Annotated in this window: 17 protein-coding genes and 7 pseudogenes; 7 read left to right on the forward strand and 17 right to left on the reverse strand. The window is 46.4% G+C overall.

Going from position 1 to position 17,542, the window contains the following annotated elements:
- The 4 genes and pseudogenes from D8682_RS05570 to D8682_RS05585 all read right to left on the reverse strand — a co-directional run.
- Complete coding sequence (locus D8682_RS05570) at window positions 1-558, reverse strand: polysaccharide biosynthesis/export family protein (protein WP_121813747.1); 558 nt, start codon at window positions 556-558, stop codon at window positions 1-3.
- A 1-nt stretch (window position 559) separates the two neighbouring features.
- On the reverse strand, window positions 560-1,846 hold the full coding sequence (locus D8682_RS05575; protein WP_121813748.1) for an outer membrane beta-barrel protein: 1,287 nt from the start codon (window positions 1,844-1,846) through the stop codon (window positions 560-562).
- A complete protein-coding gene (locus D8682_RS05580; RefSeq protein ID WP_121813749.1) occupies window positions 1,836-3,251 on the reverse strand; it encodes an undecaprenyl-phosphate glucose phosphotransferase in 1,416 nt (471 codons plus the stop codon). The genes D8682_RS05575 and D8682_RS05580 overlap by 11 nt, the downstream gene beginning before the upstream one ends.
- A 342-nt stretch (window positions 3,252-3,593) precedes the next feature.
- Window positions 3,594-4,151, reverse strand: a pseudogene (locus tag D8682_RS05585) (UPF0149 family protein); the annotation flags it as partial.
- Window positions 4,152-4,625: 474 nt separating this feature from the next.
- Between D8682_RS05585 and D8682_RS05590 the strand changes: the two are divergent.
- Entirely contained in the window at window positions 4,626-7,004 is a 2,379-nt protein-coding gene (locus tag D8682_RS05590) for a DUF3772 domain-containing protein (protein WP_121813751.1), read from the forward strand.
- A gap of 376 nt (window positions 7,005-7,380) precedes the next feature.
- Entirely contained in the window at window positions 7,381-7,575 is a 195-nt protein-coding gene (locus tag D8682_RS05595) for a DUF4411 family protein (protein WP_255424165.1), read from the forward strand.
- 68 nt (window positions 7,576-7,643) lie between these two features.
- On the opposite strand, the gene D8682_RS05600 is transcribed toward D8682_RS05595, so the two are convergent.
- Both D8682_RS05600 and D8682_RS05605 read right to left on the reverse strand, forming a co-directional pair.
- On the reverse strand, window positions 7,644-7,886 hold the full coding sequence (locus tag D8682_RS05600; protein WP_121813752.1) for a hypothetical protein: 243 nt from the start codon (window positions 7,884-7,886) through the stop codon (window positions 7,644-7,646).
- Window positions 7,887-7,997: 111 nt separating this feature from the next.
- The gene (locus D8682_RS05605) at window positions 7,998-8,147 is read right to left on the reverse strand and encodes a hypothetical protein (RefSeq protein ID WP_238392822.1); all 150 of its coding nucleotides are present in this window, start codon (window positions 8,145-8,147) and stop codon (window positions 7,998-8,000) included.
- Window positions 8,148-8,328: 181 nt separating this feature from the next.
- Between D8682_RS05605 and D8682_RS05610 the strand changes: the two are divergent.
- Window positions 8,329-9,382, forward strand: a pseudogene (locus D8682_RS05610) (transposase domain-containing protein).
- Window positions 9,383-9,448: 66 nt separating this feature from the next.
- Here the strand turns inward: D8682_RS05610 and D8682_RS26930 are convergent.
- The 4 genes and pseudogenes from D8682_RS26930 to D8682_RS05625 form a co-directional block, all read right to left on the reverse strand.
- Entirely contained in the window at window positions 9,449-9,625 is a 177-nt protein-coding gene (locus D8682_RS26930; protein ID WP_202914374.1) for a hypothetical protein, read from the reverse strand.
- A 503-nt stretch (window positions 9,626-10,128) separates the two neighbouring features.
- Window positions 10,129-10,527, reverse strand: a pseudogene (locus D8682_RS05615) (transposase); the annotation flags it as partial.
- Window positions 10,528-10,644: 117 nt separating this feature from the next.
- Window positions 10,645-10,938 carry an IS66 family insertion sequence element accessory protein TnpB gene (tnpB, locus tag D8682_RS05620; RefSeq protein ID WP_370090816.1) on the reverse strand — a complete coding sequence of 98 codons (294 nt, stop codon included), beginning with the start codon at window positions 10,936-10,938 and terminating at the stop codon, window positions 10,645-10,647.
- The gene (locus D8682_RS05625) at window positions 10,935-11,381 is read right to left on the reverse strand and encodes a transposase (protein WP_121813755.1); all 447 of its coding nucleotides are present in this window, start codon (window positions 11,379-11,381) and stop codon (window positions 10,935-10,937) included. Before D8682_RS05625 ends, tnpB begins: the two co-directional genes overlap by 4 nt.
- Before the next feature lie 79 nt (window positions 11,382-11,460).
- Between D8682_RS05625 and D8682_RS05635 the strand changes: the two are divergent.
- Window positions 11,461-11,823 (forward strand): annotated as a pseudogene (locus D8682_RS05635) (IS30 family transposase); the annotation flags it as partial.
- 121 nt (window positions 11,824-11,944) lie between these two features.
- A complete protein-coding gene (locus tag D8682_RS05640) occupies window positions 11,945-12,382 on the forward strand; it encodes a glyoxalase (protein ID WP_121813756.1) in 438 nt (145 codons plus the stop codon).
- Between the two features lie 245 nt (window positions 12,383-12,627).
- Here the strand turns inward: D8682_RS05640 and D8682_RS27100 are convergent.
- Window positions 12,628-12,761, reverse strand: a pseudogene (locus tag D8682_RS27100) (NADP-dependent isocitrate dehydrogenase); the annotation flags it as partial.
- A 153-nt stretch (window positions 12,762-12,914) separates the two neighbouring features.
- Between D8682_RS27100 and D8682_RS05645 the strand changes: the two are divergent.
- A complete protein-coding gene (locus D8682_RS05645) occupies window positions 12,915-13,154 on the forward strand; it encodes a DinI-like family protein (protein ID WP_121813757.1) in 240 nt (79 codons plus the stop codon).
- Between the two features lie 46 nt (window positions 13,155-13,200).
- Here the strand turns inward: D8682_RS05645 and D8682_RS27420 are convergent, their stop codons facing one another.
- From D8682_RS27420 to D8682_RS05670, 6 genes and pseudogenes are all read right to left on the reverse strand, one after another.
- Entirely contained in the window at window positions 13,201-13,638 is a 438-nt protein-coding gene (locus D8682_RS27420; RefSeq protein WP_370090858.1) for a baseplate J/gp47 family protein, read from the reverse strand.
- A 122-nt stretch (window positions 13,639-13,760) separates the two neighbouring features.
- Window positions 13,761-13,916, reverse strand: coding sequence for a hypothetical protein (locus tag D8682_RS26680; protein WP_162302987.1), 156 nt, complete (start codon window positions 13,914-13,916; stop codon window positions 13,761-13,763).
- Window positions 13,913-14,200 (reverse strand): annotated as a pseudogene (locus D8682_RS05655) (GPW/gp25 family protein); the annotation flags it as partial. The gene D8682_RS26680 and the pseudogene D8682_RS05655, both read right to left, overlap by 4 nt.
- A gap of 337 nt (window positions 14,201-14,537) precedes the next feature.
- The gene (locus tag D8682_RS05660; protein ID WP_121813639.1) at window positions 14,538-15,542 is read right to left on the reverse strand and encodes an IS110 family transposase; all 1,005 of its coding nucleotides are present in this window, start codon (window positions 15,540-15,542) and stop codon (window positions 14,538-14,540) included.
- Between the two features lie 106 nt (window positions 15,543-15,648).
- Window positions 15,649-16,161: a hypothetical protein gene (locus tag D8682_RS05665; RefSeq protein WP_121813759.1), complete on the reverse strand. Its 513-nt coding sequence runs from the start codon at window positions 16,159-16,161 to the stop codon at window positions 15,649-15,651.
- 108 nt (window positions 16,162-16,269) lie between these two features.
- A complete protein-coding gene (locus D8682_RS05670; RefSeq protein WP_121813760.1) occupies window positions 16,270-16,521 on the reverse strand; it encodes a hypothetical protein in 252 nt (83 codons plus the stop codon).
- Between the two features lie 62 nt (window positions 16,522-16,583).
- Here D8682_RS05670 and D8682_RS05675 point away from each other — a divergent pair.
- Window positions 16,584-17,288: pseudogene (locus D8682_RS05675) on the forward strand (ISL3 family transposase); the annotation flags it as partial.
- Window positions 17,289-17,542 lie beyond the last annotated feature (254 nt).

Raw genomic sequence — 17,542 nt, forward strand, 5'->3', positions numbered from 1 at the left:
TTAGAAGAAGCCCATGCCAATTATAACGATATCACCGGGGTGAACGGAGTGTCTGACGTCCACGTTCTCAAGCAATTGGTTACTCCCCGACAGACGAATATTGATATTTTTACGATCCGCTCGGTCAGTGAAACCACCGGCCTGTGCAATAGATTTTTCAACCGTGAGTCCAGGTTCGTAGGCGAAACCATTCGGGTTCTTCACTTCACCTGAAACAAAGAATTTACGGAATTCCGCAATATTCACGGTCACCATTGGGTTTTGCAGATAATCTCCACTTAGGCGATTGGTTAACTCAGCACTCACTTGTTCCGGCGTTTTTCCTTTCAGCACTAATTTACCGATATAAGGGAAGGTAATCGTTCCACTTTTATCGATAATAAATTTCATCGTCATATCAGGTTCGCCGTAGACATTTATACTGACGGTATCACCTGCATCGAGAAGATATCCCATTGATTCAGCATCAGGATTATCCATGAGTGGTGGCTTAGATGCTGTACATCCGGCCAAAAGCACCGTGAATAATAAAAATGCCCAGAGTTTCATTATTTTCATTTTAAATCTGCACCTTAGCTGTAAACATAATCAGCGAATTGTCGTAGCCCAATGTTCTCAGGACTTCACGGTCGTCGTCAGCATCGATATAGAACGAATCGGTCTCTTTATTCGAACGCAAGGTATCTATTTGATATTTCAGTTCAAAATTAACCGAAGGTCTGAAGTCGTAACTCATAGAAAATGTGAATACGCCATCTCTGTCCGTTCTATCCTTATCTTGTTTCTTATAATCTTCCGTGGTGTAGGAGTAATCTAACAAGGTAGAGAAACGATCGTTGAGCCAAAAATGTTGATAAGAAATACCGTATTGCGAAACCAGAATGTAGCCCCCAATTTCTGAAGGGTCTTTAATGCGTTGCGAGGTATGCGCCGTAAAAATAGCCTGTTTGAGTGGTTTCCACTCGCCCTGAATATCCCAGTTTAGTCCATTAAAATCCTGCGAGTCAGGGTTGTTCTGAAACGTTTTATACAACCAGGCTACGTTCATATCGATGTTGGTTTTTCCCGTCACCTGGGACTTTATTCCGTACATCAAATAATATTCGTTACTGTCTTTTTCATTAGCATTATCATAATGCCGTTGGTTAGTAATAAAGCTATAACGGAAACGAGTTTCCCGTGAGTACTGGTCGAAAATTTCGGCTACCAGACTATTTTCATACCATTCCTGCTCTTGAATATAATTGTAAAAGTCGTCGTCGGTATTCTGCGCATCCTGGGTGTTACCAAAACGAAGCTTTTTATATAGCAGGGCGACTTCGGCTTTTCCACGCCCTTCAGGTGCTCCGTAGCTGTAACGTAGTTCGCTATTGAGCAAGTTGGTGGTCAGCGGCGATTCGATGCCAAACTCTTGAAATTGCTCAGGTACAAAACCTTCGGTGATACCACGCCCACGATCTTCATGGCCAATTGAGTCTTCAACATTGAACATTAACCCGTGCTTTAATCCATAACGCCACACGCCGTTAAAACGGAAGAAGTGGTCATTGTAGTTATCCGCAGAGTCATTATTATAATTGCGATAATCACCTGAATATATTACCAGGTATTTATCCTGGTATCTTTCGACCGCCATGCTTAATACCGGAGTAACGCTCAGGAAGTTTGAGCCAATAGCATCGCTATCATGTGGCTGATAAGTCACATTATCGTCATAACCGTAATTCACACCCGCTGTGCCTTGAAAATCAATACCTGCAAAGCCGATATGAGATTTCGGGGTTAAATCCGCCAGGGCCGGGTGCGTTAAAACTATTCCGGCAACGAGAATATATTTAATATGCATTTTTCCCGATAAATCCCTTGAAAATAGTTTTTATAATAATTTTAATATCTAGCCACAACGACCAGCTTTGGATGTATTCAATATCGTACTGTACGCGCTTTTCCATTTTATAAAGTGCATCAATTTCGCCACGATAGCCGTTAATTTGCGCCAATCCTGTGATCCCAGGTTTAACTTTGTGGCGAATCATGTAGTTTTCCACTTGCTTACGATATTGCTCGTTATGCGTGACGGCATGCGGCCTTGGGCCAACAATCGACATGCTGCCTTGTAGCACATTAAAAAATTGCGGTAGTTCATCAAGCGATGTGCGACGTAAAAAGGCGCCGAAGCGGGTAACCCGCGGATCGTCTTTGGTCGCTTGAACGACAGTGTCTGAGTTTTCCATAACGCGCATAGTCCGGAATTTCCAGACCTTTATTCTTTGCCCACTCAAGCCGTAACGGTCTTGTTTGAAAAATACCGGCCCACGTGAAGTCAGCTTTATCCCGATACCAATCACCAATAACAGAGAAGAAATCAATACCATGATAATACTCCCCAGTACCAAATCTTCGGCACGTTTGACAAAGGAACCAAAACCTTCAAACGGTGAACTCAGGATGCTGATGGTTTGTAAATTATGGACTGAGCGCAGCTCCGACATGTGAGAACTGTAAGAATTGAAGTCTGGCACGATGTAAGTGTCGACTGTCGTGTCGGACATCACCGCCAGGAAATGGCGAATCCTTTCCAACGCAACTAACGGTAAAGCGATATAGATTTCATCGATCCTACCCGCTTTTGCCTCTTCAACCAAACCACTGACTGAACCTTTAAAAGGGCTATTAATTCGGTCAATCAACTCACTAAATCGTGAAGCATCACGTTCATCGTAAAACGCCATATCTAACTTCACATTTGAATATTCTTTGAGCAATGCAGTTTCTGCGGCCAGCCCGTTAGATGTCACCCCAACAATAGCTACGCGAATGTTCTTTTTCGTTGATTTCTTGAGAATAAATAAATGGATTAAATAAAGTAAAAAAAGAGGAATCGCATACCAAAATAGAGTTACAGGAACAAACTTATTTTCCAGCGCGTTTAAATAACCCACTGATTGCAAACCACCCGATAAAAACCTAATAACTTCAACAAAAACAACAGCAAAGAAGGAACATAAGATCAAACGCAACTGGCCACGCACACTCCAGTTTTTAGGTCGATGTAGATAAAGCTCGGTATATTCACCAAATAGTAAAAATGCGGTAGAGAAGAGAATGCTGAACATTAATACAGTGCTAGTTGATTCCATCGATAATAGCAAGGCGCTCAATATTAAAATCGAGTTAATACAAATGAAATCAACTAACTTAATAAATACTGGATACCCTCCATGGGTAAATTTCAGCGAATTTCTCAGCATTGTTAGACTCGCGCTTAGTCGAATTATGATTATTGATATAGTCCTTTCCCGCTTTGATTATACCATAAGTGTAAAGAATACGATGTAAGATTGTTATGAATTGTAAAAGATAACTTCATTCAACTAAGGTGGCAACATTTAGCTGATGAAGGGCGTTACGGGTAGTCAGGTATTTGTTTTGTATAGATAAGTTAGATCAGTTTTTTAGGCTGCTATTTAACTTAGGTTCGTTGGGAGGAATGGTTTAGCGGAAATTAAAGCAAACAAAGTATTCGCTTAGTGAATACTTTGTTTGTGAAATAAATATTTTAAAAAGTGTGATTAATGAACGGTTTCTGTCGCAGACTGTGCTTGCCAATAACGATGTAATTCCAGTGCTGCTGGCCCAATAGCTGCCTGACTCGTTTCATATTCGTCTTCGGTCATCTGTTCCAGCTTAGCGATATTGGCTTCTTCACCATGTAAGGCTATCGCCTCCAGCGCGCCTTGCAGTGTTTCTGGCAAAGCTGTAATGCCACTTAGCGCGACACCGCGCATGTAGCCAAAACACCACTCTTCAACGATGGTGTAATCATTTCCGTCCACTTCTCGATAACCAAACAGTGGCTCGAACTGGTCAGGTGCATGGCACAGACGTTCTGCAATATCATTCATATGCTGAGAAGCAAGCTCGTTAAAGCGCTGCTGTTCTTGTGCGCTTTCCCAATGCGGAAGTTGCTTTTCACCACCCCACACTGCTGCTTGCCAGTCGGCAAGCGTAATCATCTTCGGTGCAGAAAGAATCGCGGTTAACATCCCATCCAGTTCAGAGACATCCAGTACGGAATCATCACTCCCGTATTTGGTGAGAGTGTCATCCAGCCATTCCAGTTCTTCTTCGTTTAGCGGCCCATGATTCATACTGTGTTCTCCAAAAAGTGATTGATTTTTAATTCGAATTTAGCAGGCAGACTTTTATGCTCTGTTCGGCCTGTGAATTGCAGCGACTTTAACCTAAAAATGAAGTTTTTATCAGGAAGGATATGATGAATATGTAAATTGCATAAAGAACAACCATTTAGCCACCATTACTGGCAACCTGATTAACCTTTATCGCTCCGTAATTCGCACAAAAAATTTCACGACTAATATCACACTAATAAATAAAGTAATTATCAGCATCAACAAGGTTATTTCCGCTTTGATGAGGCAATAATAGTGATCCATATCTCGAATTTATGTAAAATCCAGATAGTAACTTACCGTTAATGTGACAAAGATTCATTATTCAACTATTGAATCAAGCACTTGTCGCATGCCTCTTCTGACGAATAAGTTTCCTTAGCTGTTTATCCCCTGACATCAATGTTTTCGCATTCCTGAGCGCCGCTTTCTATGCAAAAAAGATTACGAATATCCCTGTTACTGGTATGTTTTTCATATCTGTTGTTCGCCCAATCTACGAGTTGGGCGAATGAAAGCGTCGAACCGTCCATCGAGCAAGCATCGGTTAAGGTTGATTCCAGCAGCATATTACCAAAGCTACAACAACGGCTGGACTCGCTTAAACAGCAGGTTTCTACCGCAAAAACCGATAAACAGTTCACCAGTCTGAATAATGATGCCCAGTTACTCGCCAATGATACCGAGCAACTGATGGCCACGCTGGAACCACAACTGGCGCAAGTCGTGGCGCAACTTGAGGTATTAGGCCCCGCTCCCACGAACGGCACGTTAACAGAAACCACCCAGGTGGTGAGCCAACGTAAAAGCTTAAACAGCAGCAAGGCATTGCTCACCACACAAATTGAGCAGGTCAAAGTCATCGCCATTGGTGCGCAAAATCTATCAGCGCAAATTGATGAAATGCGACGCGGTGCACTAAAAACCCAGATTGCACTGAACACAGGAACACTGTTAGGTGAAGCATTCTGGACGCCACTGCTCTACCCAAGCGATCAGGATGTCGCACGGTTCAACAAATTCTCGTCACAACTGCGTGATGCCTGGCAGCAAGCGTGGGACAAAGAGTGGCAGATAGGTTCTGCTGTCTATTTGCTACTGGCACTAACGATAGGTTTATTCGGCCGCAGAGTGCTGGATAAACCTATCAACTGGATCTTGTTGCATGTACTGCCACAGGGCCGTTTTCGCCGTAGTTTCCTGGCCTCAGTCACCGTCCTCGAGTGCCTGTTAACGCTGGGGATCTGCGTTCAACTGCTGTGCCATATTTTTACTCGTTTGCCCGTAACCTCGCTTTGGGTGCATGAGTTTGCCGGACAGTTGGTAGGGTTAACCTATTTTTCATCGTTGGTTGCCGCTTTAGGGATCTCGTTACTCTCTCACCGCCAACCTTCCTGGCGTTTACCTGGTATTGCTGATCCCGTCGTAAAAATCCTGGCTCCGTTTCCAGCCATACTGGCAACCTCTATCTTTATCTTCGGCACATTCGAGCAACTGAATGCCCTGGTGGGGGCAAGCATCGAGTTGACGCTGTTGGGTAATGGCCTGCTGGCCTTGCTGGTCGGGATAATCGGCCTGGTCGCCCCACTGCGGGTCAACCGCATACGCCGTATGATGCGTGATGAGGGTGAAGAATCTGAAGTACGATCAACCATTGCCGGGCTTATTCATCTGGCAATAAGCCTCACGTCAATGGTGATTCTACTTAGCTTGTTAATTGGCTATATCCCACTAGCACGTTTTATTAGCTTTGAATTGTTATGGATAGGACTGGTTCTGAGTTGCTGGTATCTGCTGGCCAACTTTGTGGTGGATCTTTGTGACATCGTATTTTCGCCGACCACCTATTGCGGGAAAATGCTCAAAAGCTCATTGAGCGTCAACGACCGACATCTGTCACTTGCCGACACACTGTTCACCGGTTTAGGTAAAACCCTGCTGTTGCTGCTGGCCACGGTTGCACTGATAAATGGCACTTTCGGTAGTACCACACCTCTTGAGTTACTCAACAACGTTGCAGAGATATGGGGTGGAAAAGGACTCGAAGGCTCAAATATTATCCCTTCCCGGGTGATGAATGCCTTGCTGTGCCTTGTCGTCGGCTTATATGTATTACGCTCTACGCGTCGCTGGCTGGATAAAGATTTCCTGCCAAAAACCAAGCTTGACCGCGGGATGCGAGCCTCGTTGGTGACACTGTTTGCCAACATTGGCTATGTGTTAATCATCATGCTGACCTTCTCTATGCTTGGCATCGAGTGGAACAAACTGGCATGGATAGTCAGTGCCTTATCGGTCGGTATCGGTTTCGGTCTGCAAGAGATTGTGAAGAACTTCATCTCCGGTCTGATTCTGTTGACTGAGCGCCCGGTGAAAGTGGGTGATTTGATCAGCATCAGTGGGGTTGAAGGGGATATTCGCCGTATTAACGTCCGCGCCACTGAGATCCAGCTCAGTGATAAATCCACGGTGATTGTGCCAAACTCGCAGCTTATCTCGCAAAATGTCCGTAATGCCACAATGGGTAATGCACAGGGTGTCGCGACTATCACCCTCACCTTCCCGCTGAATATCGATCCAGAACAGGTTCGTACCCTATTGCTGGATGCTTATCGTCAGCATGAATCGATTCTTGAAGCCCCTGCACCATCAGTGAGTTTTAAGGAGTTGGGGCCGAATGGCATTGTGCTGAGCGTGACCGGTTATGTCATCAGTCCGCGTATTGTCGGCTCAACGCGCAGTGACCTTCTATACGAAATACTTAAAATGCTGCGTAACGCGGGTGTCGACCTGAGCCAGTCACAGAAATGATCTTCGGTTAGTCACATAAAGAATCTAATCAAGCCGGTCAAGGACGACCAGCTAAAGGCAGGACGGGAAGCAAATCGCAGAAAGTAAAAAACCACCCGAAGATGGTTTCCACGACACTGCTTTATCATTGATTTTATAGCTTTTATTCCCATGGTGCCGGGGCGGGACTTGAACCCGCACAGCGCGAACGCCGAGGGATTTTAAATCGTGCGCTATTTATATAAAAATCATGTAGATAGCGTATATTTTCATAACTACCGCTCAAATTTCACGCCTTATCTTTCAAACTGTTAACTTTATTTCAATGGCAGTATTACGAGTATATTGATCTATTCCCAGAACAATATTACTGTATGTATAGGGGTCTTCCCCGATCATGGTGGGAAGACCCTTTTTAATAGCTCACGCCATGACTCATGGGTTCACGATAATAACTCATGAGAGACCTTCTGGCAGAGCACCAAAAAAGAGAATTATGATCCCGGACGCCGCCGCAATTCATGGAGTAACGACATTAACTCTGTATGAATTTCTTCCTAGCTATGCGAGCCACAACTTCTCATTGAAGTAGAAATCACCCGGCCACCGAGCCGGTTTTTTAATGTCCTGAACGAGAGTAACTCCTACCCTCTAGCCCTATCAGTATTTGATATCGCGAGCTACCTGGCGGCCTTGCTGTTTGTTATTACGGTGATCCTGGCGACAATCCGCATTACCGAAAACGCCTTCGCGACAATCTTGTTTGATTTCACGCGAAACCTGGCGAGTGTCCTGACGCACTTCACGGGCAGCTTGCCGCTGTTGTGACTGTATCGTTGCCTGTGCGGGCATTGTGGTTATCAGGGCAGTGGCAGTAAGCAGCATCAATACAGACTTCTTCATGGTAAACCCTCAAAATAAAGCGCATCAGTATGGCGCATATGAATTATACGTTTCACGGGTTCGGCTGCTTAGATCATCGTGCTGGTCGCAATACAATAATAAACTGGTTTTTTATTGCGCCTGCCGCTTCCCGTGCAACGCCTGCTTTATAAACTCCAGCTTTGCCGTCTGCCTGCGCATCTCCAAAATACGCAGCACTTCATAAGCTTTGTTCCCTGTCAGGGTGTGATCTGACAACTTATCCAAGTCAGCTTTCAACATCGAAACTTCTTCGTCAGTAATTGGCGGCCTCATTGCTCACTCCCTTCGTTTTATTAGCTCAAATTTGACATGAACAAACCTAGTGCGTCGCCTAACACCGATCGGTTAAGCAAAATGATCGGTTGAACGATCCGGCAGGGATATCACAACAAGCCTCATCACTTTCTGATGGGGCTTTTTTATGCTTTCGACATGGCTGGACGACACACAAACCTGGGCTGAACCCGACTCCCTTTCTCATTTTCAACGCGCTATCCCTCTTGAATGGATTTCTCACGTCCTTGAGTCCACTGACAAAGCCAGTATCAGAAAGCGTAAATTTCCCGCCGAGCTTGTGGTCTGGTTAATTATTGGCATGGGCCTTTATCGCGACCGCCCCATCACCGATGTGGTGACAAAACTCGATCTTGTTCTGGGAGACACCCTGGCGGCCAGCTCCATTGCTCAGGCCCGTGAGCGGCTCAGCGACAAACCGCTTGAGGCGTTATTCCATCTGACCGCACAACACTGGAGCCGTCAGGAAGATAAGGATGATCTGTGGTGTGGTTTACGTTTATTTGCCGTCGATGGCACGCTTTTTCGCACACCCGATACGCCGGAACTGGCTGGTGCCGCTGAAAGGCAATACAAAATACCGGATACTGGAAACGTTCAGCGAAGGCGACCATCTGGTGGAAATGCAGGTATCGCCACAGGCGCGCAGGCAGGACAGTTCACTATCGGAAACGTGGCAGGTGAGATTAATTGAATGTGAAGAAGACAGCGGGAATTACAGAGGTTTTATCACGTCACTGACCGACGGTGAACAATACCCGACGACATCACTGAAATATGTTTATCAGGAGCGCTGGGGCATAGAAAACGGTTATGGGGAGCTGAAACAGTTCCAGCTGAATACCGCGACGTTGCTGCGAAGTCAGAAGGTAACGGGGATTTACCAGGAAGTATGGGGTCTGCTGACAGCCTATAACCTGATAAGGCTGGAAATGAGCCAGATAGCGAAAGAAGCCAAAGTCTCGCCGCTGCGCATAAGCTTCGTAATGGCAATGAGGCTGATAAGAGATGAATTAATCTGGTGTTCACTGGGTAAGCCGGGAGCCATTCCGACAAAACTAAGAAAGATGCGGGAGGAGGTGAAGCAGTTCATCCTGCCGGAGAAAAGAAAACGGCCCAAAGAAAGGGCCGTAAGGATCTCAAAAACCCAGTACCCCGTTCACTCAAAACATCTTAAGTGAACGGGGTTAGCTCATATGGCGGGATTTTTTACTCACTAGCCTGAAATAAAGCCAACCTTCGTTCTATCAATGCTTGATATCGCGCTTTTCCTGACGGCAATCGGCATTACCTACAAGGCCGTCGCGACATTCTTGCTTGGCTTCACGTCCATCTTGACGCTCTTGCGCCTGCTCAGTTGCCAGCGTAGGTAGTGTGGTCATCAGGGTAGAAGCAGCAAGCAGCATTAATGCATATTTTTTCATGACAAATTCCTTAACGTCGTAAACCTAAAATGAGTTAGCACACCAGTATGGCAGGCACGAATCATACACTTCAGTTGCCTGACTCGTCGCGCCAGAAGGAATACAATTTTAAATTTTAGTACTTGATATCACGGGCTTTATCACGACATTCCTGCTTATTTTGACAGTAATCCTGTCGACAATCGACATTACCGACAAGCCCTTCACGGCACTCTTGCTTGATGTCATGTAGCGCGGCGAAGTTTTTTGGACTGTTTTGCGGATAATTCCGGACTATCTGGTATCGATTAAATTACTTGTTCTGGACAGTCCTGAATTGATTAGGTATTGCGAAGGTTAAAGTGTGGGTTCAAATGCAGCGATCGGACCGTATTCTCCGGCGAGAGCATTTGCATAGATAGTGGGGCCATGCTCTGTGCTGTCATTGGGTGAGACGGTGAACAGGTAGGATTTTTCGTTTGCTGTGATAACACAATCAATGGCGCTGTTATCGGGTTTGTTGGCAACGCTCCGCGCTCACCACCATGGTCAGACCCGAAGAACAGGTAGTTTTTACGACCCAGACTGACCATCCGCAGAGCATTCTCCGCGATGTTGTTATCCGCTTCAGCCCAGCCGTCGTCTGCGTAGTACGTCAACGCTTGCCACTGGTTCAGTGCATAGGTGAACGCCTTTGTCAGCTCTGAGTGTCGGAACAGGGTTTTCACCTTTTCACGCAGCCAGTTTTCCAGTGATTTAAGAAGCGCTTTCGTTTTCAACTGGCGTTCGGCAAGCCGCTGTTCTGCTGGCATTCCCCTGATATCCGCTTCGATGGCATACAACTCGCCGGTCCGTTTCAGTGCTTCATCTGTGAGCGCTGAGGGAGTGCGAACGTGAACATCATGGATTTTACGCCGGGCACGGTTCAGCGCTTCCTGTTCGGCAAGAAGACGTTTCAGTTCATCGATGTCATCGGGAAGCGGACTGGTCATCCGGGGTATTTTACCAGGCTCATTCGCCCACGACCAGGATAAAGAGGTTTACAGCATAGTCAGGGATGTCAGCAGTCTTTTAGGTTGCCGCCAGTCGATGCCCTCAAGGAGCATCGCCAGTTGTGCCGGGGTGAGAAAGACTTTGCCGTCGCGGGCCGATGGCCAGGAGAAGCGCCCGCGCTCCAGCCGTTTCGTCAGTAAGCATAACCCGTCGCCAGTTGACCAGAGGAGTTTCACCTGACGGCCACTTCGGCCGCGGAAGATAAAAACGTGACCCGACATCGGATCATCTTTCAGCGCGGTCTGCACCTTTGCGGCCAGCCCGTTGAAGCCGTTTCTCATGTCGGTGATGCTGGCGACCAGCCAGATTTTCGTGCCTGACGGTAGCGGGAGCACTGTTTAAGCTCCCGTATCAACATTGTCAGCAGGCTTTCGCTGATAGCTCCGTTTAGCCGGAGCGTCCCATGCCGGAAGGTTATTTCACAGGTGACGCTGAGTGTTTCAGGTTCATGAGCTTCCGATGAAGGCTGAACAACGGGGACAGTATCAGCATTGAGTGTTACGGGGATCAGCACTGGCATGTTGGTATCAGATTGTTGAGGCGCGCGAAGCTTTCCCTCACGCCAGTATTGCCGCCATTTGAACAACAGATTGTCGTTAATTCCCTGCTCACGAGCGAGTTGTGCGACTGATACACCGGGTTTGTATGAGAGTTCGACCATTTTGATTTTGAACTCAACGGGATAGTTGGGGTATTTCTTACGAACAGAAGTTAATGAATTCATGGATAGCGTCCACCATATTTGGTGTCCACTATGTTGTCAGAAATGTCAGGTTATGCCAGACGGTGCTGGAACGACACTTACTGATAACAAGGCCTCCACAGTAATATCAGCACTTATCAGACAAGCCCAAAGTTTACCTGCAGAACTGTATAAAACATTAACCTGGGACCGGGGTGCTGAAATGACCAACCACATCATGTTTACCGTAGCCACTGATATACAGGTCTATTTTTGTGATCCTCAATCCCCCTGGCAGCGTGGTTCAAATGAAAATACGAACAGATTGCTCAGAGAGTATTTTCCAAAAGGGACAGACCTTTCAGTTCACAGCCAGCAAAGATTAAATAGTGTTGCCAGGCAACTTAACGAGAGGCCGAGAAAAACACTAGACTTTGAGTCACCCGCAGAGCGATTTAACCAGTGTGTTGCATCCATTAGTTGAACTCACAGCGAGAAACGGATGTTCTGGTTGCCGCTCATATCGCACTGAGATGACAAGATTAGACGTAGTGATTGAATTAGCCTTAATATAGATTCAATTTCAGACAATTGAGGAAGCGGGCATGTTGCAGAATTTACAGGGAATTGAAGTATTGTTTATCGCTGGATTTGGGCCAATCTCGCAGAATACTGAATCTAGCTCCGAGTTTTATGTGCAGGCACTCGCTCTACCACTTAAGCCAATGGAAGGTAACTGCGATTACCTACAATCGGATGAGGGCATGCTGAAAGGCGTTAAGCATTTTGCCGTCTGGCCACTTTCACAGGCTGCAAATTCATGTTTTGGTGATGGAATGTGGCCAACTGAACATCCGATACCACAGGGATGGATTGAATATGAGGTACAGGATCTCAACTCTGCTACCCGTATCTTGAGCGAGAAGGGTTATCGCCTGTTGGTGGCTAACCGTCTAGAGCCGTGGGGGCAGAAAGTCACTCGCCTTCTCAGCCCTGAAGGGCTGCTCACAGGGCTTACGATAACCCCATGGCTTCGTGGGTAAACAATGTCCGCCTCTGGTACTGAACAGACTGCCTGTATATGGACGGGCCAAGAGAACAAAGTGCGCAAATTGAGCATGAAAAAAACAGTTAGGAATTTTTTGGAAGGGTTTTTTGATAACTTATTTTGATAAAATTTTGATAACTACTGGCAAGCTAACAAAAATCAACGGGAGCGTTAAGCTCCTGTTCATAGATTTAACAAACTACCGAATAAAATATGCTTGTTCTTCGCATCGCCAAACTCTCAACATTTCAGCGAGTTAGCACCATTCATCAGGCGTTCGAAATCGTAAGTGACGGTTTTAGCGTTAATCGCCCCTTCATACCTTTAACGTTCAGGTCTGTTGCTTCAAACCATTCCATATGACGCAACAGTAGATATAGAGCAATAAAATATCTTATTGATATACAAACTTATTCATCTTTTACCAAGTCAAATCAAGTATTTTGACACTATCTCTAAGTATCTGGTTTTTAGCCAATCATTTTAAGTTTTGATAACCACTTTTTTTGCTCACCACCCTTGATACTATGTGTGTTGAAATCAGTATTGAAAAAGTAAAAGCAATGCCGAAAGGATCTATGGAGGCCCTACGGGAGGAAATGATTCGCCGTATCAGTAAACAATATGAAGATGTTGACGTTATTGTTAAACCCGCTAGTAATGATGGCCTTTCTATAATTCGGGCTACCGATAAAGACGATGCGAAGAAATTCGTTGAAAAAACACTGCAAGACGCATGGGAAAGTGCGGATGATTGGTTCTTCTGATGTGGACAATATGATCATATCGGCGTGAGAATTTACTTCCCTCGCCCTAGTGAAAAACTTCCGATTCCTTCAACTGACATCCGGACCTTTGCCATAAAAGATACCACAGGTGATCGCTGCTGCTTGCTTGGCTTTTGTGATGGGGGATGGGTGGTTCTGTCGCTAGCGGTCGGACATCTTCATCATTAAGGGCCCGCAGAACCGTATCAAGAAGCGCCTGGTCGGCGGTACCCTCACCCGTTCTCGACAAAACATAAACATGCACTTCACCCAGTAAATTGTAGTGTTCCGGCCCATACGGTTTTGCATCGAGCACATCGGGTGAGGCTGATAACGCGAAATAAAGATATGCGCCATATGGCCCCGCGACACTCAGCGCCTGCATCGATAGCCATACGCGCTCACGGAATTCATCATCGCTTTCATAAACAGGGTCGCGTGGTGGTATCGCATCAGGATCGCCCGGGTCAATAAGTTGACGAATAACGCCGTAATCGGCAGCTTTTACGTCAAGCTCATGACCTTTCGCAGTAGCAAGAAATGTTGCCCCACCGCCTCGTTGACCCGCCCCCTGAGATGACTTTCACGTAAAGCAACGCCTTCCCCCTAGATGTATGCCGGATCAGATTCAACCAGACCGGTATAATTCGGGTCTTTGCTAATGAGTGACTGGGTCCACTCGACAATAATCACTTCCGGGTCAATGTTTTCAACAGCATCAGGCAAAGGAAGCTGTGATATATCGGTGGTATTTGTTGTCATCCTAACCTCACACGACCGCAGCGGAAAAATGTGCTGCTTTCAAGGTTCACACCCTCAATGCCCACTTCGATAAATCCATTACCCCCCTCAAGCACATACACACGCTCTATCTTCAGGCGGGGTTCCCATTTATTGATGGCGATAGCGGTTTCTTTTCTGATATTCGAAACAAGTATCCCATCCAGGGGGGAGTCGATCAGATTAAAAAGATGACTGCCGTAATCACGGCGCAGGACACGTGTTCCCACCGGGGTGGTTAGAATATTAATGATGGATTGATTTAAATGAGCATCACCGCTGAGCGGTCACCCGGTTTGTGCGTTCATGCCCTTCATATTTTCACCCATAAAAATCTATGGTCACCCCCGTTTTTGCAACACAGATTTTGATTTATGATAAGCTTGCGTAAATCTATTCGGCGTCTGGTGGACAGTTATGCCCGCGCCACGATGAGTTCCGCGCCTGCCGAACCTTAAAAATCCGTCGGCTTCCCGGAGCCATTTTTTATGTCAGATTCATCAGCAGGCCGATATGCCGTTCATGTCATCAATTATCTGTCGTCGCAAAACCAGAAAGTAACGTGTTAATTAACTGAGCTAACGAGGTTTCTCGTTGGCTCTTTTATTTACTGAACACCGCCTGATGGGCCGTAACTGCCCACACTATCCGGGCCAGCTTGTTCGCCAGCGCGCATGCCACAACGTTTGAATGATGGCTGGCAAGCTGCCTTTTAACCCACTCTGCCAGACGCCCTGGGTTGTGCTCCAGCCGCTGCATAAAAACCCTGGCACACTGCACCAGCAGCCGTCGCAGATTCTTGTCACCCCGCTTGCTGATGCCCATCAGTGTCGTTTTCCCACCCGTACTGTACTGCCGGGGAACCCGCACGGTTGATGCTGCAAAATCACGGCTGCTGGCATAGTTTTTACCGTCTCCCTGCCGTGTGGCTAACAGACTTGCCGTTACCGGCCCCACACCCGGGATAGTCAGCAGGCGCTGTGCGGTTTCATCCTCTGCCAGATGGTTTTTCAGCTCCTTATCGACTTCCCCTATTTCTCCGCTGAGATAAACATAATGGCTGTGCAACCTGTTCAACAGGCGTGCCAGGTATGCCGGAAAGTCGTTTTCTTCCAGCACGGCAGCCAGACGTCGTATCACGGTAATTCCGCGCGGCAGGCTGACGCCGAACTCCAGTAAAAAGGCATGTATCTGGTTGGTGGTTTTGACCCGTTCCCGTATTAGTGAGTCCCTGACCCGGTGCAGGGCAGCCATAGCCTGCTGGTCTTCTGTCCGGGGAGTCACGAAGCGCATGGAAGGACGTGACGCCGCCTCGCAGATGGCTTCAGCATCAATAAAATCGTTTTTATTGCTTTTAACAAAAGGACGAACAAACTGCGGTGAAATCAGCTTAACCTGATGCCCCAGCTTACCGATGGTCCGAGCCATGAAATGTGCACCCGCGCAGGATTCGAATGCCACGGTTGAAGGTGTGCATGTTGCGAGAAAATGGATAAGTTGAGTGCGGGAGAATTTCTTACGTAACAGAGGGTTGCCCTGTTTGTCCTGGCAGTGAATATGAAAAGAATGTTTACCGAGATCGATACCAATAAGTGCAACGTTTTGCATGATGGTTCCCTCTAAAATAAAACACCCTGTCAGCGTAACGCTCACAGGGTGGGGGTGACCATCTCATTAACCCGTACAAAGCGGGAAATATAAAGTAAATTAAGCATTAATATATTGCGTTTCCATCTATGACATGAATCACTTGCACACCATCACTTTGTTCTACCACAATGTCATACCCATTCAAGGATATCTCATAAAAACTGTTACGTTCAATCACTGTATTATTTTTTACTGATAACAATTTATCTGAATTGAAATCATCATCACCAACAATAGCTTTCAACATGGCATCTCTCGCAATTATTTTTTTTGAATCAATTGGGAACCTGTAGACAATATCCACATAACCCAGCTTGCCATCATTATTTTTATTTCCAACATATATCATTGACTCACCGACTTGTGCCTTCCTAAGCCCCCCATCAATTTCAAATTCATTTAATTTCAAAATAATCTTATCGTCATCTGATATTTCCGCACAATCTATATTATTGTTATATTTATATATAAACTCCTGCTCCCTTATGTTAACTCCAGAAGCATGTACATTTGATGCCATAAAATTATTTAATTTAAGCATTTTTTTCATAACATCTAAAAATGACAGCTTTTTCACAATTCAATCTCCACCCAAATAAAAATAACACTTAGTTTACCTACGTTATTAGTTCAAAAGCTTGCCAAAAAGTGTTAGCAGGATTATTGATATGCCACCGGAGGGGCATTACATCGGCTGATTCGGCGGCAAGGTTGTCGAATCTGTTTCATCATGATCATGATTATTGAAGATTTCCCTCACGCTGGCCATCGTTCCTTTGCTGTCTGATAACTCAGCCCTGGTGCCGCTATTGCCTTCCGCATCGATAGTCTGTTTTGCGAAAACAGCATCTTCAAATGTAACCTTCCCTTTAAAAACCCAGCCTTCTGGTGAGGCAGTCAGACTGATTTCACCACCAGACAGCTCGATGGCCAGCACGGTACCGTGACTGTCATAGGTGATAGCACTGCCATCGGTAAACTGTATTTTATAGACCCCGGGTTGTGGTGGATGCAGATACGCAACAGGTGCTGTGGGTTGGCGAAGGCCGTAGTCGTGTAGCCGTCCGCCCGTTCTTCACCTGGCTGGGGCAGGAAGGCTGTGCCGCTATCGAATCTGTCGCGATGGATATGAATACAGCCCTGGACCTGGAGGTGAGAGAGCAATGTCCGCAGGCGGAAGTCGTCTATGACCTGTTCCATGTGGTGGCGAAGTTCGGCCGGGAAGTCATCGACAGAGTGAGGGTCGACCAGGCAAATCAGCTGCGTGACGACAAAAAAGCACGGAAGGTCATTAAACGCAGCCTCTGGTTGCTGTTGCGTAATGCGGAGAATTTGCCGGACGGTCATGAGGTGAAACTGGCAGAGTTGCTGGCGGCGAACCAGCCGTTAAATACGGTGTACGTGATGAAAACGGCGCTGAAAGAGCTGTGGTATGCGCCGGATGAGGAGGTTGCGCAGCGTCGCTGGAATGAGTGGCACAGGCAGTCACAGGAAAGTGGCATTAAGGCGTTGCAGCAGTTCGCGGATAAGCTGAAGTGTTACGTGAGCGGCATAATCGCGAGTGCCACCCATCGTCTGAATACCAGCGTGCTGGAGAGAATGAACAACAGGATAAAAGTGATAAAACGTATGGCATATGGGTACCGGGATAACGACTACTTTTTTATGAAGATAAAAGCAGCGTTCCCCGGTAAGGCGCGATGAACCAAAAAAAAGCCCCGCATGGGGCTGAGTAAATCTGAAACTCAATAATCAACGGTCCGAACTTAGGATGCCGGGACGGCATCAGACTGAACACTGGATAGGAATCCCCACAAGGACGAATTGTGCAATTCGAATAACCCCTCCAGTGTTCAGACTAATACGCTCTCCAGCTAGCTGAAAAACATATGGTGCGGTCGGCGGGAATCAAACCCGCCCAAGTGCTAAAGAAGGTAGTACACCTAAATGCCAATTGA

The sequence above is a fragment of the Buttiauxella sp. 3AFRM03 genome, assembly GCF_003675305.1.
GTDB lineage: Bacteria > Pseudomonadota > Gammaproteobacteria > Enterobacterales > Enterobacteriaceae > Buttiauxella > Buttiauxella ferragutiae.